Raw genomic sequence first — 22,671 nt, forward strand, 5'->3', positions numbered from 1 at the left:
CAAGGCGATGACGGCGGCCGCCGCGCTGGGCGGGGATGTGCATGTGCTGGTGGCGGGCAAGGGCTGCCGGCCGGCGGCCGAACAGGCTGCGAAGCTTTCCGGGGCGGCCAAGGTTCTGCTCGCCGATGGCGACGGGCTTGCCGAGCAGTTGGCCGAGCCGATGGCCGATCTGGTGCTGTCGCTTGCCGAGGGCTATGACGCGATCGTGGCGCCGGCGACGGCGAACGGCAAGAACATCCTGCCGCGGGTCGCGGCGCTGCTCGACGTGATGCAGCTTTCCGACATCACCGCGGTGGTCGATGCGGACACGTTCGAGCGTCCGATCTACGCGGGCAACGCGATCCAGACGGTGAAGTCGTCGGATGCGAAGAAGGTGATCACGGTGCGCACGGCGAGCTTTTCGGCGGCCGGGGAGACCGGTTCGGCGGCGATCGAGGAGATTGCTGCGGTCGCTTCGGAGCTGTCGAGCTTCGTTGGCCAGGAGCTGTCGAAGTCGGACCGTCCGGAGCTTGCCTCGGCGAAGGTGATCATCTCCGGCGGTCGTGCGCTCGGCTCGAAGGAGAAGTTCGAGGAGGTGATGCTTCCGGTGGCCGATGCTCTGGGGGCGGCTGTTGGCGCCTCGCGGGCGGCGGTGGATGCGGGCTATGCGCCGAACGACTGGCAGGTTGGCCAGACGGGCAAGGTGGTCGCGCCGGATCTTTACATTGCCTGCGGGATTTCCGGGGCGATCCAGCATCTTGCGGGGATGAAGGATTCGAAGGTGATCGTGGCGATCAACAAGGACGAGGAGGCACCGATTTTCCAGGTGGCCGACTACGGGCTTGTGGCCGATCTGTTCGACGTCCTGCCCGAGTTCAAGGCAGCGGTCGGCTGACGTCCCGAAACAGCGCTGCCATTAGACCAAAGGGCCCGCACAACGCGGGCCCTTTTCGTTTCGGAGACTGAAGACGTTGCGCCCCCGCCCGGTAAGGCGGGAGCGACCAGCTGGCGTGTCAGGCCGCACCTTCCGGCGCGGAGACGAACCAGGACCTACGGGCGAACCGCAGGCCGGCGAAGTAGAGACAGAAGCCGACAACCGCGCTGGTCGGCGCGGAGAACTCCGCATGGGCCCCGCCTGCAGCGTAGACGAGGATGCCGGCACCGGCGGCCGCGAACCAGGCGAACAGTCCGAGCGGATTGAAGGCCGGCACATGGCTGATGCGGTATTCGATATCGCCGCCGACCAGCGCCGCATAGCGATCGCTGAGGATATGGGCGAGCGCCACCGCGACCCAGGCGACGACGAAGATGCCCTGATAGGCCAGCGCCTGCAGCAGATAGGCAAAGACATCGGCCAGCATCAGCACATAGACGATGGCGCCGACCAGCACCGCCCAGAGAATGCGGCCGAAGGGCAGGGCGCCAAGCGGCGAGAACAGCGCCTCCATGTTGACCGAGGCGAGGTAGTAATTGGCGGTGTTGATGCGGGTCTGGGTGACCCACACGAACACCAGCCCCCCCAGGCCCATCAGCTTCAGCAGCGACAACAGCACGGACACTTCGGAGATCGCCCCGTCGTTCGGCACGGTGCCGATCATGAAGATGCCGAACAGGCCGCTGACCAGAAAGGCCATCAGATAGAACGGCATGCCGAAGTTGACCCCGGCGTGGTAGCCCGCATCCTCCTGCCGACCGAAGCGGGCATAGTCGAAGGTGAACATCATCAGCACCCAGACGCCCATGTAATAGACGAAGCAGGACCACCAGCCGCCAGCGGGCGCACCTTCGGCCGGTCCGAGTTCGAGCCAGGCGTTGGAATAGCCATATTCCGCGACGGCGAGGCCGACGGCGGCCAGGAGCCCGAGGATATAGACCGGCAGCAGGATGCCGTTGAACTTGTCCAGCCAGGTCTGGATGCTGCCGAAGATCAGAACAACGCTGTAGGCGACGACGACCAGCGCCCCCACCTCATAGGAGATGCCGGGGAAGGTGGTGGTCAGACCGACCGCGATCACCGAGCCTTCGAACACCGCGTAGTAGATCGCCGTCGCGCAGAAGATCAGCGTGGCGATGCTGGCGCCGACGCTGCCGAACAGCACCCGGGAGAACAGGGCCACCGACAGGCCGGTGCGGATCGCATAGCGGCTCAGCACCGCGTTGATCGCGCCATAGGCGATCACCGACAGGATCATGCCGATGATGGCGTTGCGGGTGCCGAAATTCAGCGCCATCGACGCCCCGACGACGATGTAGAACACCGCACTGCACACCGCCCACCAGGCCATGGTGAGGTTCAGCTTCGGCATCCGCGCCTCCGGCGGCACGGCGATATTGGAAAAGTCGAGCGTGTCGGCCTCCGGGGCCGATTGCAACTGGGCCATTGTCATTCCCTTCTGGTGAGGTTGTTGTCGTTGAATCTCACCGGGCAGGGGAGAGCGCACGCCTCCCTTGAACGGCCCGGATCTTGTTGGCGATCCGGTGCCGCTCGTGCCGGTGTCAGTGCTGCAAGGTCAGTGCTGCAATCTCAGGGAGACGGACCGGCGCAAGTGGCCGATCCGTCCGGTTGACCGGAGCGCCATCAGCCCTGGTGCTGGCGCTGCAGAACATAGGAGCCGCTTTCGTGCAGCTCCGCCGCCCAGCCCGGTTCCACGACGATGGTGGTCGTCGTCTCCTCGATGATCGCCGGGCCGGTGATGTGATCGCCCGCGCCCAGCCGGGTGCCGTCATAGACCGGGGTGCGGGTGAATTCGCCGCTTGAGGAGAAGATCGCCATGCGGGTGCCCTTGAGCGCTCCGTCGGAATCCCCGCCTTTGGAGAGAACCGCGTCATCCGGCTTGCCGACCACCCCGTAAAGGGTGCTCTCGATGTTGACCACCTCCACGGTGCTCGCCGGCTCCGCATAGGTGTAGAGCTGCTCGTGCCGGCGGTGGAAGGCATCCTTCAGCCGTTCGACGGTTTCGGCGGTAATGTCGAAGCTGTCGACCTCCACCGTGCATTCATGCACCTGGCCGAGGTAGCGCATCTCCAGGCTGCGGGTGATGCGGATATTCTCGTCGGTGAACCCGTCCTGCCGCAGCTGCCGGGTACCGTCTTCCTCCAGCTGCCGGAACAGGCCGTTGACCCGGGCGTAGGCCTCGTCGTTGTCGAGCCGCACCGGACAGGTTGCCATGTGGTTGTATTTCACGTCGGAGATGATCTGGCCGAAGGCGCAAAGGCCGGAGGCGAGCTTGGGGACGATGATCCGGGAAATGCCCATTTCCCGGGCGATGGCGCTGATATGCGCGCCCGTCGCGCCGCCGGCGCAGACCAGCACGAAGTCGCGCGGATCGTAGCCGCGCTCGATGGACACACGGCGGATGCCATTGACCATGTTGGCGTTGACGATGGTGAACATGCCGTAGGCCGCCTTTTCCAGGCTGATATTCAGCGGCTCGGCGATGCGGCTGCGGATGGCCTCCTCGGCCTTTGCCCGGTCGAGCGGCAGACGGCCGCCGACGAGCCCGCCCGGACAGAGATAGCCCAGCACCAGATTGACATCGGTGGTGGTCGGCTCGGTGCCGCCGCGCCCGTAGCAGGCCGGGCCGGGGTCGGAGCCCGCGCTTTGCGGGCCCATCTGCAACAGCCCCATATCGTCGATCCAGCCGATCGAACCGCCGCCGGCGCCGAGCGTCTCCACCTGGATCATCGGCACGCCGATGCGATAGCGCAGGAAGTCGATGTTCTTGTTGAGGTTTGTCACCCCCTCATGGGTCAGGGTGATGTCGAAGGAGGTGCCGCCCATGTCGACGGTGATGACATTCTGGTCCTCGAACGGGGCGCAGACATGCAGACCCGCCTTCGGTGCGGAGGCCGGGCCGGAGTTGATGGCATAGACCGAGCGGTCGGCCATCAACTGGCCAATGGCGAGACCGCCGTTGGACTGGAAGTAGCGCACCGGCGAGGTCGCCCCGAGGGAGCGGAAATAGGCGTCCACCGCCGTCACGTAGCGCTTCAGGATCGGCGCCAGATAGGCATTGGTGATGGCGGTGGAGGTGCGGGTGTATTCCCGCACCTGCGGGTAGAGATCGGAGCCGAGGGTGAGGGGCACGTCAGGCATCATCTCGCGCACGATTTCGGCGGCCCGCCGTTCATGTTCGGGCTGCAGCACCGACCAGACGAAGGAAATCGCAACGGATTCGATCCCCTCCTCGATGAAGGCACGGCAGGCGGCACGCACATCCTCCTCGTTGATCGGGGTGCGGATCGTGCCGTTCGACAACACCCGCTCGCGCACGCCCTTGCGCAAATTGCGCGGCACCAGCATCACCGCCGGCGGATACTCCGCGTCATAGCGATAGCCATCTTCCTTGTGGCCGTTGCGGATCTCGATGGAATCCTCATGGCCGGCGGTGCAGATCAAGCCGGTGCGCGCGCCCTTGTGCTGGATCAGCGCGTTGAGGCCGACCGTGGTGCCGTTGATGCACAGATCGCAGTTGGGAATGATCTCTTCCAGGTCGACGCCCAGATCCTCGGCGATCAGACCCAGGCCGTTGCGGATCGCCAGGGTCGGGTCGGACGGGGTGGAGAGGGCCTTGTAGAGGCGGCTGCCGCCGGCTCGTTCGGCGAGGACGAAATCGGTGAAGGTGCCGCCGGCGTCGATGCCGAGACGATATTTGCTGTTCATGATCAGTATCCTTGAATGAGGGGAACGGTCAGGCGGCGCGCAGCTTGCGCGTCGCGTCCAGATCGACCCTCAGGGAGCCGGCATCCTCGATCACCACGCCATAGTCGCGGCGGGCGCCCTCGAGGGAGACGAGGCCGAGTTTCACGTCCGCCAGAACCTTGTCGACGGGGCGCTGCATCGGGTCGCCGTAGCCACCGCCGCCCGGGTTCATGTTGGTCACGGTCTCGCCCGGCTTGATCACGCCGATGGTGTTGTCGCGGATGGTCTCGACCTTGCCGTCGCGCTTCAGCTCCAGCCGGCCGACCTTGGTGTCGGTCATCTGCGAGCCGGCACCGGCCGCGCCCAGCGCCGGCAGACGGCGCCCCTCGCCGAACATGATGAAGGTCATGTCGCTGTCGAGCGGCTCCACCTCCCAGGCCGTGCCCGATCCACCGCGATAAAGCCCGGCGCCGCCGCTGTCGGTCATCAGCGAATAGCGGTGAATGATGATCGGATAGGAATGTTCCAGCAGTTCCACATCGCCAGAGGTCAGCGCGCCAAAGCAGCATTCCGGCCCGCAGGCGTGCCAGCCGTCCTGCTGCGGCGTGGCGCCAGCGCCGGAGATGATGGTGGCGAGCACCATCGTCACATATTCCTCGTCGTGCCGGGTGTCCCAGCCGGCGATGTTCAGACCATTGGCATGGCCCCAGGACGCGGCGACCTTGGAAGGCATCGCCTTTTCGAAGGCAAGGCGGACCGCATCGGTCAGCGTTTCCATCGGTGTGGTGGTGCAGTTCATGTGCGGCGCCGGTTCCTGGGCGTTGCACAGGGTTCCCTTCGGCCCCATGTTCACGCTGACGCAGCGGTAGAGCCCCTCGTTGTAGGGCGGCGGCAACTGGGCGAACATCATCAGGCCGAGATAGACGCCGGAATAGGAATTGCCCTCGTAGGAGTTGATGAAATACGGGATCTGCGGCGGGCTGGAGATCTCGATGTGGCAGCTGTCGTCCTCGATCGTCACCTTTGCGGTGATGTCGAAATCGCCGAAGCCGTGACCGGCGTCCTCCAGCACCGCCGTGCCCTCATAGGTGCCGTCGGGCACCGTGCGGATCAGGCTGCGCATCTGCCGTTCGGCCATGGCCAGCAGCTCGTCGACACAGGCATCGACCTGCTCCGCGCCGTATTTTTCCAGCATCCGGATGAGGTTGCGCTCGCCCACCTGGCAGGCGCCGATCAACGCGTTGAAATCGCCTTCCTGATCGCGCCGCGCCCGCATGTTGGTCAGGATCATGTTGAGCACGTCGTGGCGCGGCTTGCCCCGGTCCCAGATTTTCACCGGCGGAATGCGCAGGCACTCCGCGTAAATCTCCTTGGCTTCCGGATTGTAGCCGGCCGGCACCGGTCCGCCGATGTCGGTCAGATGCCCCTTGCAGACGGTCCAGTAGACCAGCTTGCCCTCATAGAAGACCGGTTTGTACATGCAGGTGTCGATGGCATGGCTACCGCCATAGGCCGGATCGTTGTGCAGGATCAGATCGCCTTCGTGGATGTCGTCGCCGAAATAGTCGGCGATCACCTTCATCGCCGGAATCAGCGAGCCCAGATGAATTGGAATGTCCTGCCCTTGCAGGATCATCTCCGGTGTGGCGTTGAAGAGCGCGGTCGAATAGTCATGCGCCAGGTTGAAGACGCTGGACCGGGCGGTCTTTTCCAGCGACAGCGTCATTTCGCGCTGTGTGGTTTCCAGGATGCCGCGCACCACCGAAAGGGTGATCGGGTCGATCTTGGCCTGCTGGCTTCGTTCGGGTTTTCCGACTGTCTGTTCCATCCTCGTGCCTTTCCATGACGGCTGGATCCGGCCGTGCTGGCACGCCGTTCCTCCCCGCCGTCTGTTCTGGTTCTTGCTCCGCCAGCAACAGTAGGAACGGGATGCGCGGACTGTCTTTGCGCCTCAGCGCAGGATTTCTTGACGTGGAGTGCACAGGCGGCCATGCGCGTTTGTGCCCTTCGGCCCCCTCGCCTAAGGTAACGGTGGGAGGACGAGAGGATGAACACGCTGATCTCGACAGGCTGTGTGCCGCCTGCGGATCGCAGCGCCCATTGGCGTGACGCGATCGCCCGGGCCTATTTTCCGCTGGATCTGCGGTTCCGCGAGGCGGAGCGGTTCGGCGGGCGCCTGGAGGAATGGAACCTCGGGCAGGTCTCGCTGTCGCGGCTTCGCTCCGAGGCCCTGTCCTACCACCGGCTGCCGCAGCACCTTGCCTGCGACGAGGAAGAGCACCTGCTGGTGACGATCCCGCTGCGCTCGGAAATCTTCTTCGCCCAAGCGGGCCGCGAGGTCTATTGCAAGCCCGGCGGCTACATCATCGAACGCAGCGATCAGCCCTATGATTTCAGCTACGATGCGCGGGCCGATCTCTGGGTGATGAAGGTTGCGGCCGCGGCCCTCGGCGGGCGGATCCGCGCGCCGGACCGGTTTTGCGGCATGCAGTTCAACGCCGGCGGCGGTGTTTCCGGCCTGTTCGTCGACATGCTGCATCACATTCCGCAGCGGTTCGCGACCATGACCGCGGAGGCGCGCGAGGCGGTGGGCCTGCATCTGGTGGAACTGCTCGCCCTGTCGATCCACGCGGATGAACGCACGCTGACCTCCGGCGGCTCCTCCGTGCGCGCCGCCCATCTGAGCCGGGCCGAACATTTTGTGCGGGCCAACCTGCACCGGCCGGAACTGGGCCCGGAGCTGATCGCGCAAAGCTGCGGCATTTCGGTGCGCTATCTGCATGCGCTGTTCCGCGACACCGACCGAACGCTTGGCCAATGGGTGCGCGATCTGCGGCTGGAGGCGGTGAAGATGGACCTGCGCGCAGCCGGCGCGCGGCAGTCGATCGCCGAGATCTGCTTCCGGCGGGGCTTCGGCGACGTGGCGCATTTCTCGCGGCTGTTCAAGCAGCATGTCGGCTGCTCGCCCGGGGAATATCGGCAGGAAAATCTCAGGACCTGCCGCCGCGATCCCGCGCTGGACCAGGCGGAAGGCGAAGCGCCCGCCTGACACGCCGGGCGCGGGCGGATCGCGCCGGCAGCGCCGAAAGGCAGCACCTGCACGATCAGGAGAATCTTGTCGGGAAAGGATATGGGGCATCTGGCGGCGCGGTTTCAGGAACGGCCCCTGTCAGGCCTCCCGAAACCGCCCCGGAAAGGTCAGTCGCCGGTCTTCGGCGCGGTGTTCAGCTTCGCGGCAACCACATTGAGTGCGGCGATGCGGGCATCGGCGGATGCGTCGGCCTCGGCCTTGTCCAGCATCTTGACGATGTCGGTGAACTGCTGGAATTCCTCGCTGGCAGCTTCGACGGACAGCGGCTGGTCGTCATAGGATTCGACGAAGCGCTGAGCGACATAGGCCAGCAGCAGGTAGGCTGCGGCATTGTCCGGCTCCTCGGACACCCGGGCACGGGCCATGCGCGCACAGGCATCATAGGCCCGCACGCCGGCGCCCTGCTCATTGAGACATTCCAGAAGCTGGTCAAACATGGACCTGTCCTTTCGCATTTTACTGAGGCAGCCGGGAGATGCCGCCATGATTGGCCGGCCATGCGACCGGCTCAGTGAGCCCGCAGTTCAGGGTGAACGGATGATCGACGCGGTACTGCACCGCATCGATCTCCAGCAGCATCTTCGCCACCGTTTCCGCGATCAGGGGCGTGCCCGAGAACTGTGCCTGCAAACATGCGCCGCCTGTCTTGCCGTGGTTGGTTAGCCCGGCTGCCCTCCTGCCTGCGTTTCGAGCGCCCAATGGAGGGGAACAGTCGGGTCGAACAGGGTCACCGGACCGTCGGCGCTGGCGATCCGCTCCGGCCAGGCCTGCGGTTCGTCGTGCCGAACGAGAGTGACCGATTCGTCGTTCGAGGGCAGACCGTACCAGATCGGACCGTTCAGCGAGGCGAAAGCTTCAAGCTTTTGCAGCGCATCGCATTCCTCAAACACATGGGCCAGACAGGGCAGGGCGAGCGGCGCGGAGAAAACGCCGGCACAGCCACAGCTCGACAGCTTCCGCCCATCGGTATGCGGCGCGGAATCCGTTCCCAGGAAGAAGCGCTGGTCACCGCTGGTGGCCGCCACCCGCAGCGCCTGACGATGGCGCTCGCGCTTGATGATCGGCAGGCAGTAGTAATGGGGGCGAATGCCGCCGGCGAGCATCGCATTGCGGTTGACCATCAGGTGATGAACCGTGATGGTCGCCGCCAGATTGCGCTCCGATGCCTGCACATACTCCACCGCATCCTGGGTGGTCACATGCTCCATCACGACCTTCAGGTCGGGAATGCGGCGGCGCAGCGGCTCCAGCACCCGTTCGATGAACACCGCCTCGCGGTCGAAGATATCCACCTCCGGATCGACCACCTCGCCATGCACGCAGAGCGGCAGGCCGATTTCGGCCATCCGCTCCAGCACCGGATAGACCCGCTCAAGGTCATGCACGCCGTTCTGGGAATTGGTGGTCGCCCCGGCCGGATAGAGCTTCACCGCCGTGATCAGCCCGGAGCGGAAGCCCGCCTCCACATCGTCCGGATCGGTGCTTTCGGTCAGATAGAGCGTCATCAGCGGGGTGAAGGCTTGACCTTCGGGCAGGGCCGCCAGGATGCGGTCGCGATAGGCGGCCGCATCGGCGGTGGTCACCACCGGGCGCTCCAGGTTGGGCATGATGATGGCACGGGCGAAATCGGCGCTGTGCGGTAGCACCGCTTCCAGCATGGCACCGTCGCGCAGGTGCAAATGCCAGTCGTCCGGCTTCTTGATGGTCAGGCGTGTCATGAGGCACCCGTGAGGAATTGGTAGATGATTTCGGTGGCGGCCATGAAGTCGTCCAGTTCCATCGCCTCATGCGGATTGTGCGAGCCATTGCGGTTGCGCACGAACACCATGGCGGTGGGAATGCCGGCACCGGCGAAGACGGCGGCATCATGCCCCGCGCCGCTCGGCATGACAAATCCTTCTTGCGCGGCGCTTTCCATGGCCCGGGTGAGCCGGGCGACCAGATCCGGATCGCACAGGGCCGGCTCGACCCGCATTTCCCGATCCAGCTCGAACCGGACCTTGCGGTCCCGCTCCACCTGCCGGATTTCCGAGGCGAGCAGCTTGCGCATCTCGTCAAGGGTGGTCGGGCTCAGACTGCGCATGTCCAGGCTGAAGGACACCTCATCCGGGATCCGCGACATGGCGTGCTTGTCCGGATCGGTGCCGACCATGCCGCAGGTCAGGACCAGGTCGTTGCCCTTGGCCAGGATCGTCACCCAATGCTCGTCGAGCCGGGTCAGAAGATCGGCCATCGCCAGAACGGAATCGCGACGGAAGGCACGGGGAACGGCGCCCGAATGGCCCGCCTCGCCGACACAGCGAATGGTCCGGTGGCGGATGTTGCCGCGAATGCCGGAGACCACCGCCGCCGGCAGATCCTTGCCGATCAACACCGGGCCCTGCTCGATGTGCAATTCGATATAGGCCTCGATCCGCGACAGATCGATCATCGGTTCGCCGGCGCGCAGCCGCTCCACCGGCACGCCCACATCGGCCATATGGTCCGACAACGGCCGGCCGTCGCCGCTGTGGCAGGCCGCCAGATCGGCTTCGCTCAAGGTGCCGGTCAGCGCCTTGGAGCCGATGTAGCAGGGGCCGAACCAGGCGCTTTCCTCGCCGCGCATGGCCAGGACATGTACCGGCCGGGCAAGGGCCGCGCCGCTGCGCCGGGCACGCACCAGGCACACCAGCCCGGCGACGATCCCGGCGAGCCCGTCGAAATTGCCACCGGCGGGAACACTGTCCGCATGGGAGCCGACGACGACGACGCCCTCCGCATCCCGGTCGCCCGGCAGGCAGAAATTGGCATTGCAACAGGCGTCGTACCAGACTTCCAGACCGTTCTCGACGGCGAAATCCTCGAGATACTTCAGGACTTTCGTTTCGATCTCGGAGTAGGCCGGGCGGCTGACCCCTTCAGTGTCCGGGGACATTTTGGCGATGTCCTCGAACAGCCGGGCGGCCATCGCCGCGTCATCGGCGCTGCCCGCGTCGACGGTGCGCACCTGAACGGTCATGGCGCGGCCTCCATGAACACCACCGCCTCGTCCTGGCCATCGTCGACGATGGTGCCGATCAGGTCGCGCACCGAGGAAAGCCCCTGCGCCTGAAGATAGGCCTCCAGTTCGTCGATGATCGTCACCATTGCGGTGGGATGGATGAAGGTCGCAGTGCCCACCTGCACGGCGGAGGCACCGGCGATCAGGTATTCGATCACATCCTCGGCGGTGGCAATGCCGCCGCAGCCGATGACCGGGATCTTCGTTGCCCGGGCGCATTGATAGGCCATGCGCAGAGCGATCGGCTTCAGGCTCGGACCGGACAGGCCGCCCATCAGGTTGCCCAGCTTCGGCTTGCGGGTCTGGATGTCGATGGCCATCGACAGGATGGTGTTGGCCACCACCAGCGCATCGGCACCGCCTTCCTCGGCCGCACTGGCGACCTCGGAGGTCTCGCCGGTGTTCGGCGTCAGCTTCGCCCAGAGCGGCAGGTCGGTCGCGGCCCGCAGCGCCCGCATCACCTTGTGGGTGGAGGAGGGGCGAATGGCAAAGGCCTTGCCGTCCTCCTCGATGTTCGGGCAGGAGATGTTGACCTCGATGGCATCCACCCCATCGACGCTGACCTCGCGGCACAGGGTGGCGAACTCCTCCTCCGTGTTGCCGGAGATGCTGACCACCAGCGGCGTGGCGTAGCGCTGATAGAAGGGCACGACCTTTTCCAGGAAGCTGCCAACGCCCTTGCTGGGAATGCCGATGGAATTCAGCATCGAGCCGTTGACTTCGCAGACCCGCGGCAGCGTGTTGCCGTCGCGCCAATCCCGGGTGATCGTCTTGGTGACATGCGCCCCGAGCCGCTCCAGATCGAACACCTCCGCCAGTTCCTCGGAGAAGGTGCCCGAAGCGGGCATGATCGGGTTTTTCAGGCGCAGATCGCCAATCGCAACGGACAGGTCTACCATGCGACCGCCTCCATCATGTCGAACACCGGGCCTTCCCGGCACACTCTCAGTTGCAGCAGCTTGTCGCCGCGCTGGAAGGTGCGGACGCAGCAGTGGCACATGCCGATGCCGCAGGCCATCTGCTGTTCCAGCGCGATCTGGCCGGGCAGGCCATGCCGGGCGCCGATCGTCTGCAACAGCTTCAGGATGCGGTTGGAGCCGCAGGTGTAGAAGGCATCGGCCCGCCCGCCCGCGATCAGCTCCTCGATGACCCGTTCCAGATTGTCGACGCCGGAGGTACCTTCCGCATCGGTCAGGGTGATCACGTCCGCGCCGAGCTCCCGGAAGTAGTCGACCGACATCAGGTAATCGGGGTGACGGGCGCTGCAGATCGCGGTCATCTTGCGGCCAAGCCGCCGGGCCTCAAGCGCCAGCGGCGCGAGCGTCGCCAGGCCGACGCCGCGGGCCACCAGCACCAGATTCTGCCAGCCGTCCTCGATGGTGAAGGGGACGCCGAGCGGCCCCAGCACGTTGAGGCGATCGCCCTGGGTCAGGCTGGCCAGCGCCCGGGTGCCGGCACCGGCGAGCTTGTACAGGAAGTGCAGTTCGCCCTTTTGCGGGTAGAAGCCGTAGATGCTCATCGGCCGGCGCAGATAGGGCGTCTCGCCATTGGCGGTCGGGCAGAGCAGGTGGAAGAACTGCCCTGCCTGGCAGCGCGCCAGCAGATACTCCGGCGCCTCCAGCACCAGGCGGTGGTATTCGCCGTTGACCGGATCGTTGCTCTTGACGGCAAGGGCGAGTTCGAAAGACTTGAAGACGTCTTTCTCACCGGCCGGCGCCGGGGTCTCTTTCAGGTCCATCATCCGAATACGAGCCTTGGTAGGAATGTCGAAATGTCCGGCACATAGGTGACGATGCCGAGAACCACGAGATTGGTGATGACGAAGGGCCAGACACCGGCGACGATGGTCATGACCGGCTTCTGCAGCGTCGAGGACGCAACGAACAGATCGAGACCGAAGGGCGGCGTGATCATGCCGATGCAGATGTTCAAGGTAACGATCATGCCGAAGTGGATCGGGTCGATGCCGAGCGCAACGGCCACCGGAAACAGCGGCGGAACCAGGATCAGCAGCGCCGAGTTGGGGTCGATGAACATGCCCGCGATCAGGAAGCAGATGTTGACCACGATCAGGAAGGTGATCGGACCGGCGTCGATCGCGGCCAGGAAGCCGGAAATGATCGTCGGCACCTGGGCCAGGGTGATGAAGTAGCCAAGCAGCCCGCCCATCGCCAACAGGATGAAGATCACCGCGGTCGACACCGCCGCCCGTTCGGTGATGGCGAACAGTTGCCGGATGCTCAGGTCGCGATAGACGAGGATCTCGACCACCGCCGCATAGACCACACCCACGGCGGCGGCTTCGGTCGGCGTGAAATAGCCGCTGTAGATGCCGCCGAGGATGATCACCGGCAGACCAAGCGCCCATCCGGCCTGGCGCACGGCCATCAGCTTCTCGCCCCAGGAGGTGCGGGCCCCGCGTTCGATGCCCTGCCGGCGCGCCTCGATGGCGGTCATGACGGCAAAGGCAAGGCCGAGCACCACGCCGACCGCCAGGCCGCCAGCGAACAGGCTGGCCACCGAGGTGCCGGTCATCCAGCCGTAGATGATGAAGGTGATCGACGGCGGGATCAGCAGCGCGGTCTCGGCGCTGGAGACGATCAGCCCGAGAATGAACTTGTCGCGAAAGCCTGCGGCGCGCATTTCCGGGTAGATCAGCTTGGCCGTCGCCGCGACGGTGGCCGGGGCGGAGCCGGACACGGAGCCGAACGCCATGGCACCGCCGATGGTGGTGTAGCCCATGCCGCCGCGCATGTGGCCGACGAGGGCCTTCACCAGATTCATCAGGCGGCGGGCGATCTGCCCCTCGCCCATCAGTTCGGCGGCGAGAATGAAGAAGGGAATGGCCAAAAGGGTGGAGTGGTTGATGCCACCGAGCACCTTCTGGACGATCACGGTGTCGGGCAGGGCGCCATAGAAGAAGCCCTTGACCATCAGCGCCGGCACGCCGAGGACGAGGAACATCTCGAAGCCCGCGACCAGCAACAAAACCGCGACAATGGCGATAACCGCGAAGAGGATCATGCTTCCTCCGCCATCTGGGGGCTGAAGCGATCGATCAGACCGAAGAAGCTGAGGACGTAGCGCAAGCCCATGAGCGCAAAGCCCATCGCCGGCAGGAGATAGATCCAGAACACCAGAATATTCAAAGTCGGACTCCTTTGACCCATGGAGTAGACGGCGGCCGACATCTGGCAGGAGATCCAGACCAGGTAGACACAGAAGGCGACGCCGACGGCGTCGATGATCTTTCTCAGCGGCAGGCGGGTCCGGGCGGCGATCTTGTCGCGCCAGGTGTGGACACCGGCGTGCCGTCCTCTCTCAAGGACCAGACCAACCGAAACGAAGACGAGAAAAAGGTTCATGAGGCGGACCATTTCCTCGATCCACACGAACTCGGATGCGAGCGGGCCGCCGAACTGGCGCACCAGAACATTGATGAAGTAGAGCGCGACCATCAGCAGAAAGACGAGGACGGCGGAGAAACGCTCTATGAGCCTTATGAAATCGATCACGCGCATGGCCTGCCTCTTCGGAAATAGGAAAGGGTTCCCGGCCCCTGTTAAGGGGCCGGGTTATCCTTCGACAAACGGTGACTAGTGAAAAGAGGGCAGCGTTACTTCGCGGTGGCCGCGTCGTATTCCTGCTCGTAAAGCGCGATCAGCTTCGCGCCTTCATCACCGGCGCGCTCCAGATAGGCGCTGCGACCGGCGGGGTACATCTTGGCGCGGAAGGCGGCCTTTTCCTCGGCGGACAGTTCGCGAACGTTGATGTCGCTCTTCTTGATCTCGTCGAGGGCGGTTGCGACCGCCGCCGCCTTATGGGCGAGCAGGTCCGGCACCACTTCCTGGAACGCCTCGACGATGACCGTCTGATGCTCTGCGGGAAGGCTGTCCCACCAGGCCGGATTGAAGAGGATCACGTCCTCCATCGCACCATGGCCGGACACCACGAGATAATCCTGCACTTCGTAGAACTTCATGCGCTGGATGGTGTCGAGCGGGTTTTCCTCGCCATCGACCACGCCGGTCTGCAGGGCGGTGTAGAGCTCGCCGAAGGGCAGGGCCACGGCGGAGGCGCCGAGCGACTTGAACTGCTCGATCAGGATGTTGGAATCCATCACCCGGAACTTCTGGCCGGCGAAGGCGTCGATCCCGTCGAGAGCCTTGTTGGAGGTGAAGTTCTTCTTGCCGTTCGGCCACAGGCCGATGCACTTGACGTTGCGGGCGGCGAAGGATTCGCACAGCGCCTCACCGAACGGGCCGCTGCGCACCTTGTCGGCGGCCGCGTCGTCTTCCGGGATCAGGAACGGAATGTCGAGAATGGAGACCGCCGGGTTGAACCCGCCGAGAAAGGCCGCCGGAGCGACGGTCGCCTCAAGAATACCGAGCTGAACGCCCTCGGTCATTTCCCGCTGCCCGCCGAGCTGGCCCTGGGGAAAAAGCTGAAACTCCACAGCTCCGTTGGTGCGCTCCTTGACGAGAGCCGCAACTTTTTCCAAATGGACGTGCCGCGACTGCTGCACGGATTCAAGGTGACCGATCTTGGCGACGTAATCTGCCGACCATGCAACCGACGAGGTCATCGCACCCGCGGCGACAAGGAGGCCAGCGGCCGCCAAGCTGCGAATTGTCTGTTTCATTATTTCTCCGCCCTTTTAAAAGGATTTCGTCCGCAGCCTACCCTAGAGAGCGGCTTTTTTGCTGTCAACGAGAATTCTCAGTATTTAGACATTGCGCCGATCCGTCTAATTTTTGACCCTTGGAAATCTATTTATACGGCAACGGAGAGACTGCCACCCGTTCTGGCTGCGCCGTCGGCCATGATCTGAAAACAACTGGAAATGTCCGCTGCCAAAGCGAAGCCCGGCAGAAGACCAGCGTTCCGCGCCTGTACGGAGGCAGGGCCTCCCTCTTCGCGCGGCGCCGGGAGACTGTTCGGCGGAAAACCGGTCGAAGGTCGCCCGCGCCAAGCCAGAGCCGCCGCAGCACCCCAAGTCGCACGCGTTGTGGATAGAGGGCAGGGGGCAGCCGCGGCACGCCTCCCACTGAACGTGGAGACATGGAGTGGAATTCGGCCACTATTTTCGATTTCGCAGATTTCTCGACTCATTTTCTCAAAAATGAAACGAGCCCGCCTTTCGGGTGCAAGGCTCGCCGAGCCGGAATGGGCGGTCACGCAAAGCATCAAAAAAAGAACATCATCAAATGAGCATTTCGATTTCGGATATATATATATATCGTATTCCCTCGGTTTCGCTGTTTTCGAAATGTAATATTTATATATTTCTGCGAATTCACGAGTGCCAGATCGCCTCTTGCCCGCTGCAATCCTGTCGGGATTGACAAGGGATTTGTTTTCACACACTTAGTTTCGAAAGAAAAAGATTCATCAACTTTGAAGCGCCCGGCCAATGTCCGTCCCGTCAAAAAACAAACAGAGCAGTGGAATTCGGTTCACCGATATCGGTGCCCGACTGAGGGCTTATCGCATTGGCGAGAACCTGCAACCTGAGGTGCTCGCGAAGCGGCTGGGAATCTCGCGCGCGGCCCTTTATCGGGCCGAAAAAGGCGAAATTCGCAAAATTGAAATGCTCACGAGCATCGCCGAGGTGCTCGACGTTTCCCTGCCGAACCTGATCGGGGCGGGCGTGGAGTATGTCAGCACCGGGGTCGCGTTTTTCGAACGCATGCGCCAGCTCGAAGAGGATTGCGAGCAGATCATCGGCGTGTTCGGCCCCATGTCGTATCTGCTGACCTCCAACACCTATGACGAGATGCTGCAGGAGGTGTTCGAAGAAACCATCTCCGAAAGCGAGGAAGACAAGGCCGCCGACGCCCATGCCGTCGAGGTGCTGCTTGAAATCCTCAAGAAGCGCAAGGAGACCTTCCGCCTGCGCCGGCCACTGATCGTCAGCCTGATCCCCTCCGGCAATCTGGAGGGGTTCCTGTTGCATGGGCTGGTCGGCAAGCACGACCTCGACCCGGAGATTGTGAAGGAGCGGCGGCTGAAGGCCCGCTACGAGGTGGAAAAGATCCGCGACCTGCTCTTGCAGCAGCCGATCGGCGTGCAGCTCGGCATCATCCGCGAGCCGGTGCCGGCGACCAACTTCCAGATCTTCCGTCAGGCGGACCGCTCCGTTCTGGCGATCAGCCCCTTCCGCCTGGGCGAACGGCCCAATGTCCGTCTTGGCGTTGCCTTGATCACCTCCGCGCCCGAAGCGCTGAAGCTGCATGAGGAGATCGCCAACCGGCTCTGGCGGGAGTCCCTCAAGGGCCCCGAGGCGGTGGCCTATCTGGACATGCTGATCGAGAAATACGGCATTCAGGACTAGGGTCTGGCCTCATAAATGAGGTCGAAATGGTTTGAAACGGATTGCTTCTGATCGAGGAGCAAAAGCGCAGGAAATGTGGCGCATTTTCAATACCTTTCGCGACGTGAGAGCAGGAGCAATCCAGTCAAATCCTTCAGGACATGGAAATGGCTTCACCCTCGCGTCGTCAGTGCGTTTGACCGGGCAACACGCCCGCTGCGCACGCCCTTCCTCGCGAGGCTTCGCCATTTCCCATGCCATGTCAGCCTCATTTATGAGTTCAGACTCTAGCTGTGCAGTCTGAGGGGGTGTTCATCCTCAGGCCGCACAGCTCGCCGTTTGACCTTGGGCCCGTCCGGATCAAGGATAGCAAGTCCTTCGGCGAGAGCTCGGGTGGAACCTGGCAAGGCGCATGAAAACCACCGCCGCTTCAGCGAAAGCAGCTCTCCGCCTCAATCTGCCCGGCGAGCGCCGCTCGGACTGACAGGAGGTCAGCTTCCGTTTCGGCAAGACGCATGGCAAGCTGCTTCTCCACGGCGCTTGCCAATCGCCAATCCCCGACCATCCCGTCGAGAAGGGCTCGAGCCTCCGACGCCTCGACATCGAGGGCCAGGCCATCGGCCCGCTTTCTCAACGCAGCACAGGCGGCTTGCATCGGCCCACTGTCTGACTTCAACGCAAGCCAAAGCGTTGCCCCCTCCAGCAAGGTAAGTGTGTCCAGGGCAAAATCCTCGGCGATCTCCTCATCGAGCCCCTGCTTCAGCAACCTCGCCAGATGATCGCGAAGGCTGTCAAAGAACGCCCGGACAGGCTCAAGGCTCCGGTCGCACTCGTTAAGTCCATAAGCAAGATGAAGGCCTATACACCGCCGGCTCGCGGTCAGGAATTCGCCCAGACGTGTCAGGAATGCCTCGAAATCGGCGCGCCAGTCGCCGCTCGCCTCAACAGCGCGGAAGATCTCGTCTTGCGTCAGCGCCAGGACGTGAGGAATCAGTGCCTCCTTGTTCGGGAAATGACTGTAGAGACTGCTCTTGAGCAGCCCCACCCGGTCGGCGACATCCTTCATGGAAGCACCGGCATATCCCTTGTCCCGCATTAGATCGCGTGCGGCCGCCACGATACGGCCCCTCGATGTCCTGGCCATCTTCACCCTCTTTACAAACGAACGATCGGTCGTATTCTTAACGGTAACATGGAGCAAAGCAAGCGAGGATACGATGGACGACACGGCGAACACCGGAAATGCGGCAGGGGATATCCCCCCCGACAATCCCTTGGGCCATGCAGGTGAGCTGGAAATGCGTCGGCGGTTTCCCAGCCGCTACCACTGGGATGAACACAATCTTCCGGCCATGCTGCGACCGACCATCTCGATGTCCCTTGCCCGTTTCATCGAGGCGCAGCCGTTCTTCTTCATTGCGACGGCGAGCGCCGAGGGGCATTGCGACGCAAGTTTCCGGGGGCGCGAGTACACCGCCGCCGGCGCCCCGTTGCCGGCGCTTCGGGTCCTTGACGAAACGCGCCTGGTCTTTCCGGACTATACGGGCAACGGGCTCTTCAACAGCCTGGGCAACATTCTGGTGAACCCGCATATCGGCATGCTGTTCGTTGACTTCGAGCGACAAAGGCGCGCGCGCGTCAACGGCACGGCCGCCATTCAGCGGGCCAATGACGCGATTCAAGACATCTGGCCACAGGCTCGGGCAGCCGTGGTGGTGACGGTGGAACAAGCCTATGGAAACTGCCCGGCGCGCATTCCGCGGCTGACCATGATCGAAGACAGCGACCGGGATTACTAGGGCGCAGACCCTCGGGTACCGCTGACATCCGCCCCAGGGGCCGGCGGATACAGTTCGAAGGCCTTCGGCGCGCGTGTGAAATTCCAGAGCCGCATCAGGCACCAGTTGGCGCGCTGTTCTTCAGCCACCGCCAACTCATTGCGCGATATATGGAAAGGCGCGCGTTCCCAACCATTGGTCGTTTTCTCCTCGGTCCACCGCACGCGACCACCGAGAACGAAGCTGGCGATGTCATACCCGGCGCCGGGCGGAGAGGGAGCCTTCGGTCGGTTGAAATCCCGATTGACACCACCTTCCCCGCGCGGCGAAGATAAACCATTGCTTTCAAATGGTTCTCGCCCATGCCATCGACGAATTTCGACCACTTGGAAACGTTGAGTCCGCAGCTCCATCGGCTGGGTGCACTCGCGGAACGTTTCTTCAGCGACGACGCCAACACCTCGCTGATCAAGAGCCGTCAGTTTGCCGAGCTGATGGTCAAGGAAGTGGCTGCGATCTCCGGCCGCTATGATCCGGAGCTTCGCGAGACCGTAAACGACCTTCTGCGCCGCCTGACCGCACAACAGGTGCTGCCGCGCGAAGTGTCCGATGTTTTCCATGCCGTCCGCAGGCAGGGCAACCAGGCCACCCACGAGTTCAGCGGCACGCCCGGCGAGGCCTTGTCCGCACTGAAGTTCTGCCGGTCTCTTGGCGTCTGGTACAGGCGCACCTACGGCCGGGACCCGGACTTCAAACCCGGCCCTTTCGTCCCGCCGAAGAGCTCTTCCGACCTCGATGAAGAGACCCAGGCGAAGATTGCCGAGTATCAGCAGCGTGTCATTGCAGCCGAAGCTTCGCTGAGAGAAGCCCGGGCATCCGCAGAGGATCTCGCGAAGGCCAAGGCGGCAGCCGAAGAGCTTGCAAGACAGGCACAGCAGGACAGCGAGGAATGGGCGAAGGCCGCGCTGGAGCAGGAAGCCACGGCAGCGGAGTTGGCGTCCAAGCTGGCCAATCTGCAAGAACAAGCCGAGGCGCAACCCGAACAGGTCCAGCAGGACTTCAGACACGCAGCCTGGCAAGCGGCCAGCAAGCTGGACCTGGACGAGGACGACACCCGCCTCCTCATCGATGTTCAGCTCATCGACATGGGCTGGGAAGCCGACAGCCAGGAACTGACCCATTCCAAGGGCGCGCGTCCGGAAAAGGGGCGCAACCTTGCGATTGCCGAATGGCCCACCGACGGGGGGCGGGCGGATTATGCGCTTTTCATCGGCGAGACCTGTGTCGGCGTGATTGAGGCGAAGCGGGAGACGGCGGACGTCCCTGGCGTGCTGGCACAGGCCCAGCGCTACGCCACCACCTTGAAACTGGAGCCGGAGAGCATCGCAGACGGCGGCCCCTGGCAACATGGGCTGGATGCCCCATTCCGGGTGCCCTTCGCGTTCGCGACCAACGGCCGCCCGTTCGTCCAGCAATGGAAAACCAAGTCAGGCATCTGGCATTGTGACCTGCGACATCGCAACACCCATCCTTCGGCGATGCGTCAGTGGTTTGCCCCGCAGGACCTGAAGTCGAAGCTGGAAATCGACCTGGACACGGCCGCCGAGGGCCTGGGAGAAAAGACCTTCGGCAAGGGCGTGCTGCGGCCCTATCAGGAAGAGGCCATCGACGCCATCGAGGGCGCGATCGGCACAGGCCAGCGGGAAATCCTGATCTCCATGGCGACCGGGACGGGCAAGACCCGCACCGCCATCGCGCTCATGTACCGGCTGCTGAAGCACAACCGCTTCACCCGCATCCTGTTCCTGGTCGACCGCAAGGCGCTGGGCAAGCAGACGCAGGACGCACTACAGACGACCAGCCTGGAGGGGCTGCTCAACTTCGCACAGGTCTATGGCGTCGCCGGGCTCGATGAGAAACTGCCGGACAAGGACACGAAGGTTCATGTGGCGACCGTGCAATCGCTCGTCTCCCGGATCGACAGCGCAGACGAGGATGTCGACAAGCGGCCGACCCCGGGGATGTATGATTGCATCATCGTCGACGAGGCCCATCGCGGCTACACGCTCGATGCGGAGTTGAGCGAACGCGACATCGTCTTCCGCTCGCTGGAGGAGTATCAGTCGGCCTATCGTCAGGTGCTTGACTACTTCGACGCGGTGAAGATCGCGCTGACGGCGACACCGGCGCTCCACACCCGCGAGATCTTCGGCCACCCGGTCTATCACTACGGCTACCGCCAGGCGGTGATCGAGGGCTATCTCATCGACCACCTGCCGCCGAAGCGCATCATCACGGCGCTTTCCGAGGCGGGCATTCATTTCGAGGGCGGCGAGGAGGTCGAGATCATCGACCGCAGGACCGGCACCGTCGACCTGTTCGAACTGCCCGACGATGTGAAGCTCGACTACGACCTCGCCACCTTCAACAAGCGTGTCTATTCGGAAAACTTCAACCGGATGGTCTGCCAGGCGCTCGCGCGGGAGATCCCGCCGGACGCACCCGGCAAGACGCTGATCTTCGCCGCCCGCGACGACCATGCCGACGATGTGGTCAGGATCCTGACGGCCGAGCTTGTCGACGAGTATGGCGAAAGCGCCGTGCCAAGCGGCATGGTGCAGAAGATAACGGGCCGGACCGACCGCACCCAGGACTGGATCCTGAAGTTCAGGAACGACCCCCTGCCGAAATACGTGGTGACGGTGGATCTGCTGACCACCGGCGTGGACGTTCCGACCATCTGCAATCTGGTGTTCCTGCGCCGGGTCAAGAGCCGCATTCTCTATGATCAGATGATCGGCCGGGCGACCCGCCTCTGCCCGGAGATCGACAAGCGGCACTTCCGGATCTTCGACGCCGTCGACCTCTATGCGGAATTGCAGGAAATGTCCGACATGCGGCCGGTGGTGGTCAGGCCGGATGTCTCCCTGAAGCAGCTGGTATCCGACTTCGTCAACGCGCCGGAGGAGGAGGACAAGGCCTGGGTCGCGGGACAGGTGATCGTCAAGATGCGTTCGCTCGCCAGCCGGATCGATGAGGAAACCCGCGAGAGCTTCACCCATCACACCGGACAGTCCCCGGAAGCGGCGCTGGAACAGCTTTCGACAAAACCCGCAACAGAGCTCGAAACCTGGCTGAAGGACCATCCGCGTGCTGTCGAGATCCTGGAACGCAAGCCGGTGCGGCGGGACGGGTCGAAAGACGGTGTCGTCATCTCCACCCATGAGGACGAGTTGCTCAGGATCGAGGAGATCTTCGGCAAGAACACCACGCCGGAAGACTACATCGAGGGCTTCGAGCGCTACATTCGCAAGAACATGAACCGGGTTCCGGCGCTTGTCGCCGTCACCCAGAAACCGCGAAACCTGACCCGCAAGGAGCTGTCGGAGCTGGCCGCACTGCTGGACGAGGAGAACTATTCCGAAGCCATGCTCCGCGCCGCCTATGGCAAGGCGCGCAACGCCGACATCGCCGCCCACATCATCGGCTTCGTCCGTCAGGCGGCGCTGGGCGATCCGCTGGTGCCCTATGCCGAGCGGGTCGATGCGGCCATCGAGAAGATCGAGAGCTCCCGCGACTGGAGCAAGCGCCAGAAGGACTGGCTGCGCCGCATCGGCCGGGCGCTGAAGGACAAGCCGGTGGCCGATCCCACCCTGCTCGATCAGGGCGTTTTTGCCGACAAGGGCGGCTACACCCGCATCTCGCGGGAGTTCGGCGACGACCTCGGCACCATCCTGCAGCAATTCAACGAGGCGATCTGGGGCACACCGGCCGCCTGATCTGGTCAACGCGCCGCCTTGCCGCTATGCCTCCTTGCAGCCCTTCCTT

The 22,671-nt window shown here is 63.7% G+C and carries 19 protein-coding genes; 5 read left to right on the top strand and 14 right to left on the bottom strand.

Annotated elements, in window-relative coordinates; all coding sequences use genetic code 11:
- Positions 1–874 (top strand): electron transfer flavoprotein subunit alpha/FixB family protein (locus IEV83_RS19560; RefSeq protein WP_188478631.1); only part of this gene is annotated, 874 nt, incomplete at its 5' end.
- Between the two features lie 118 nt (positions 875–992).
- Here the strand turns inward: IEV83_RS19560 and IEV83_RS19565 are convergent.
- The 3 genes from IEV83_RS19565 to capB all read right to left on the bottom strand — a co-directional run bounded on the left by IEV83_RS19565 (position 993) and on the right by capB (position 6,449).
- On the bottom strand, positions 993–2,360 hold the full coding sequence (locus IEV83_RS19565) for a purine-cytosine permease family protein (protein WP_181762055.1): 1,368 nt from the start codon (positions 2,358–2,360) through the stop codon (positions 993–995).
- A gap of 197 nt (positions 2,361–2,557) precedes the next feature.
- Positions 2,558–4,642 carry a caprolactamase subunit alpha gene (gene capA / locus IEV83_RS19570; protein ID WP_181762056.1) on the bottom strand — a complete coding sequence of 695 codons (2,085 nt, stop codon included), beginning with the start codon at positions 4,640–4,642 and terminating at the stop codon, positions 2,558–2,560.
- A 28-nt stretch (positions 4,643–4,670) separates the two neighbouring features.
- Positions 4,671–6,449, bottom strand: coding sequence for a caprolactamase subunit beta (gene capB, locus IEV83_RS19575; protein ID WP_181762057.1), 1,779 nt, complete (start codon positions 6,447–6,449; stop codon positions 4,671–4,673).
- Positions 6,450–6,668: 219 nt separating this feature from the next.
- Here capB and IEV83_RS19580 point away from each other — a divergent pair, with 219 nt between their 5' ends.
- On the top strand, positions 6,669–7,670 hold the full coding sequence (locus IEV83_RS19580) for an AraC-like ligand-binding domain-containing protein (RefSeq protein ID WP_181762058.1): 1,002 nt from the start codon (positions 6,669–6,671) through the stop codon (positions 7,668–7,670).
- Between the two features lie 149 nt (positions 7,671–7,819).
- Here IEV83_RS19580 and IEV83_RS19585 read toward each other — a convergent pair whose 3' ends face one another.
- The 9 genes from IEV83_RS19585 to IEV83_RS19625 form a co-directional block, all read right to left on the bottom strand.
- On the bottom strand, positions 7,820–8,149 hold the full coding sequence (locus IEV83_RS19585; RefSeq protein ID WP_181762059.1) for a hypothetical protein: 330 nt from the start codon (positions 8,147–8,149) through the stop codon (positions 7,820–7,822).
- A gap of 19 nt (positions 8,150–8,168) precedes the next feature.
- Positions 8,169–8,342 (bottom strand): hypothetical protein, encoded by a 174-nt coding sequence (locus IEV83_RS19590; RefSeq protein WP_181762060.1) that lies wholly within the window; start codon positions 8,340–8,342, stop codon positions 8,169–8,171.
- 29 nt (positions 8,343–8,371) lie between these two features.
- Positions 8,372–9,430: a dihydroorotase gene (gene pyrC, locus IEV83_RS19595; protein WP_181762061.1), complete on the bottom strand. Its 1,059-nt coding sequence runs from the start codon at positions 9,428–9,430 to the stop codon at positions 8,372–8,374.
- Positions 9,427–10,710 (bottom strand): Zn-dependent hydrolase, encoded by a 1,284-nt coding sequence (locus tag IEV83_RS19600; RefSeq protein WP_181762062.1) that lies wholly within the window; start codon positions 10,708–10,710, stop codon positions 9,427–9,429. The genes pyrC and IEV83_RS19600 overlap by 4 nt, the downstream gene beginning before the upstream one ends.
- Complete coding sequence (locus IEV83_RS19605; protein WP_181762063.1) at positions 10,707–11,651, bottom strand: dihydroorotate dehydrogenase; 945 nt, start codon at positions 11,649–11,651, stop codon at positions 10,707–10,709. The genes IEV83_RS19600 and IEV83_RS19605 overlap by 4 nt, the downstream gene beginning before the upstream one ends.
- Complete coding sequence (locus IEV83_RS19610; protein ID WP_181762064.1) at positions 11,645–12,493, bottom strand: dihydroorotate dehydrogenase electron transfer subunit; 849 nt, start codon at positions 12,491–12,493, stop codon at positions 11,645–11,647. The genes IEV83_RS19605 and IEV83_RS19610 overlap by 7 nt, the downstream gene beginning before the upstream one ends.
- Entirely contained in the window at positions 12,490–13,776 is a 1,287-nt protein-coding gene (locus IEV83_RS19615) for a TRAP transporter large permease (RefSeq protein ID WP_181762065.1), read from the bottom strand. Before IEV83_RS19615 ends, IEV83_RS19610 begins: the two co-directional genes overlap by 4 nt.
- Complete coding sequence (locus IEV83_RS19620) at positions 13,773–14,273, bottom strand: TRAP transporter small permease (protein WP_181762066.1); 501 nt, start codon at positions 14,271–14,273, stop codon at positions 13,773–13,775. Before IEV83_RS19620 ends, IEV83_RS19615 begins: the two co-directional genes overlap by 4 nt.
- A 95-nt stretch (positions 14,274–14,368) precedes the next feature.
- The gene (locus tag IEV83_RS19625; RefSeq protein ID WP_181762067.1) at positions 14,369–15,394 is read right to left on the bottom strand and encodes a TRAP transporter substrate-binding protein; all 1,026 of its coding nucleotides are present in this window, start codon (positions 15,392–15,394) and stop codon (positions 14,369–14,371) included.
- A 771-nt stretch (positions 15,395–16,165) separates the two neighbouring features.
- Between IEV83_RS19625 and IEV83_RS19630 the strand changes: the two genes are divergently transcribed.
- Positions 16,166–17,086: a helix-turn-helix domain-containing protein gene (locus IEV83_RS19630; RefSeq protein WP_181762068.1), complete on the top strand. Its 921-nt coding sequence runs from the start codon at positions 16,166–16,168 to the stop codon at positions 17,084–17,086.
- A 409-nt stretch (positions 17,087–17,495) separates the two neighbouring features.
- Here IEV83_RS19630 and IEV83_RS19635 read toward each other — a convergent pair whose 3' ends face one another.
- The gene (locus IEV83_RS19635) at positions 17,496–18,131 is read right to left on the bottom strand and encodes a TetR/AcrR family transcriptional regulator (RefSeq protein WP_244628261.1); all 636 of its coding nucleotides are present in this window, start codon (positions 18,129–18,131) and stop codon (positions 17,496–17,498) included.
- On the opposite strand from IEV83_RS19635, the gene IEV83_RS19640 reads away from it, so the two are divergent.
- Complete coding sequence (locus IEV83_RS19640) at positions 18,130–18,864, top strand: pyridoxamine 5'-phosphate oxidase family protein (protein WP_244628262.1); 735 nt, start codon at positions 18,130–18,132, stop codon at positions 18,862–18,864. The two genes, IEV83_RS19635 and IEV83_RS19640, sit on opposite strands and share 2 nt — an antisense overlap.
- On the opposite strand, the gene IEV83_RS19645 is transcribed toward IEV83_RS19640, so the two are convergent.
- A complete protein-coding gene (locus IEV83_RS19645) occupies positions 18,861–19,256 on the bottom strand; it encodes a protein NO VEIN domain-containing protein (protein ID WP_181762071.1) in 396 nt (131 codons plus the stop codon). The genes IEV83_RS19640 and IEV83_RS19645 overlap by 4 nt on opposite strands.
- On the opposite strand from IEV83_RS19645, the gene hsdR reads away from it, so the two are divergent.
- A complete protein-coding gene (gene hsdR / locus IEV83_RS19650; protein WP_181762072.1) occupies positions 19,206–22,622 on the top strand; it encodes a type I restriction-modification system endonuclease in 3,417 nt (1,138 codons plus the stop codon). The two genes, IEV83_RS19645 and hsdR, sit on opposite strands and share 51 nt — an antisense overlap.
- Positions 22,623–22,671: the final 49 nt, after the last annotated feature.

The sequence above is a fragment of the Stappia taiwanensis genome, from assembly GCF_014635285.1.
Taxonomy (GTDB): domain Bacteria; phylum Pseudomonadota; class Alphaproteobacteria; order Rhizobiales; family Stappiaceae; genus Stappia; species Stappia taiwanensis.

Bases quoted from the DNA above. Each gene is read 5' to 3' on its own strand.
- IEV83_RS19640 (WP_244628262.1), top strand. From the start codon at position 18,130: ATGGAAGCACCGGCATATCCCTTGTCCCGCATTAGATCGCGTGCGGCC.
- IEV83_RS19625 (WP_181762067.1), bottom strand. From the start codon at position 15,394: ATGAAACAGACAATTCGCAGCTTGGCGGCCGCTGGCCTCCTTGTCGCC.
- IEV83_RS19630 (WP_181762068.1), top strand. From the start codon at position 16,166: ATGTCCGTCCCGTCAAAAAACAAACAGAGCAGTGGAATTCGGTTCACC.
- capA (WP_181762056.1), bottom strand. From the start codon at position 4,642: ATGAACAGCAAATATCGTCTCGGCATCGACGCCGGCGGCACCTTCACC.
- capB (WP_181762057.1), bottom strand. From the start codon at position 6,449: ATGGAACAGACAGTCGGAAAACCCGAACGAAGCCAGCAGGCCAAGATC.
- IEV83_RS19635 (WP_244628261.1), bottom strand. From the start codon at position 18,131: ATGAAGGATGTCGCCGACCGGGTGGGGCTGCTCAAGAGCAGTCTCTAC.
- IEV83_RS19580 (WP_181762058.1), top strand. From the start codon at position 6,669: ATGAACACGCTGATCTCGACAGGCTGTGTGCCGCCTGCGGATCGCAGC.
- pyrC (WP_181762061.1), bottom strand. From the start codon at position 9,430: ATGACACGCCTGACCATCAAGAAGCCGGACGACTGGCATTTGCACCTG.
- IEV83_RS19565 (WP_181762055.1), bottom strand. From the start codon at position 2,360: ATGGCCCAGTTGCAATCGGCCCCGGAGGCCGACACGCTCGACTTTTCC.
- hsdR (WP_181762072.1), top strand. From the start codon at position 19,206: ATGCCATCGACGAATTTCGACCACTTGGAAACGTTGAGTCCGCAGCTC.
- IEV83_RS19600 (WP_181762062.1), bottom strand. From the start codon at position 10,710: ATGACCGTTCAGGTGCGCACCGTCGACGCGGGCAGCGCCGATGACGCG.
- IEV83_RS19620 (WP_181762066.1), bottom strand. From the start codon at position 14,273: ATGCGCGTGATCGATTTCATAAGGCTCATAGAGCGTTTCTCCGCCGTC.
- IEV83_RS19610 (WP_181762064.1), bottom strand. From the start codon at position 12,493: ATGATGGACCTGAAAGAGACCCCGGCGCCGGCCGGTGAGAAAGACGTC.
- IEV83_RS19645 (WP_181762071.1), bottom strand. From the start codon at position 19,256: ATGGAGCTGCGGACTCAACGTTTCCAAGTGGTCGAAATTCGTCGATGG.
- IEV83_RS19615 (WP_181762065.1), bottom strand. From the start codon at position 13,776: ATGATCCTCTTCGCGGTTATCGCCATTGTCGCGGTTTTGTTGCTGGTC.
- IEV83_RS19585 (WP_181762059.1), bottom strand. From the start codon at position 8,149: ATGTTTGACCAGCTTCTGGAATGTCTCAATGAGCAGGGCGCCGGCGTG.
- IEV83_RS19605 (WP_181762063.1), bottom strand. From the start codon at position 11,651: ATGGTAGACCTGTCCGTTGCGATTGGCGATCTGCGCCTGAAAAACCCG.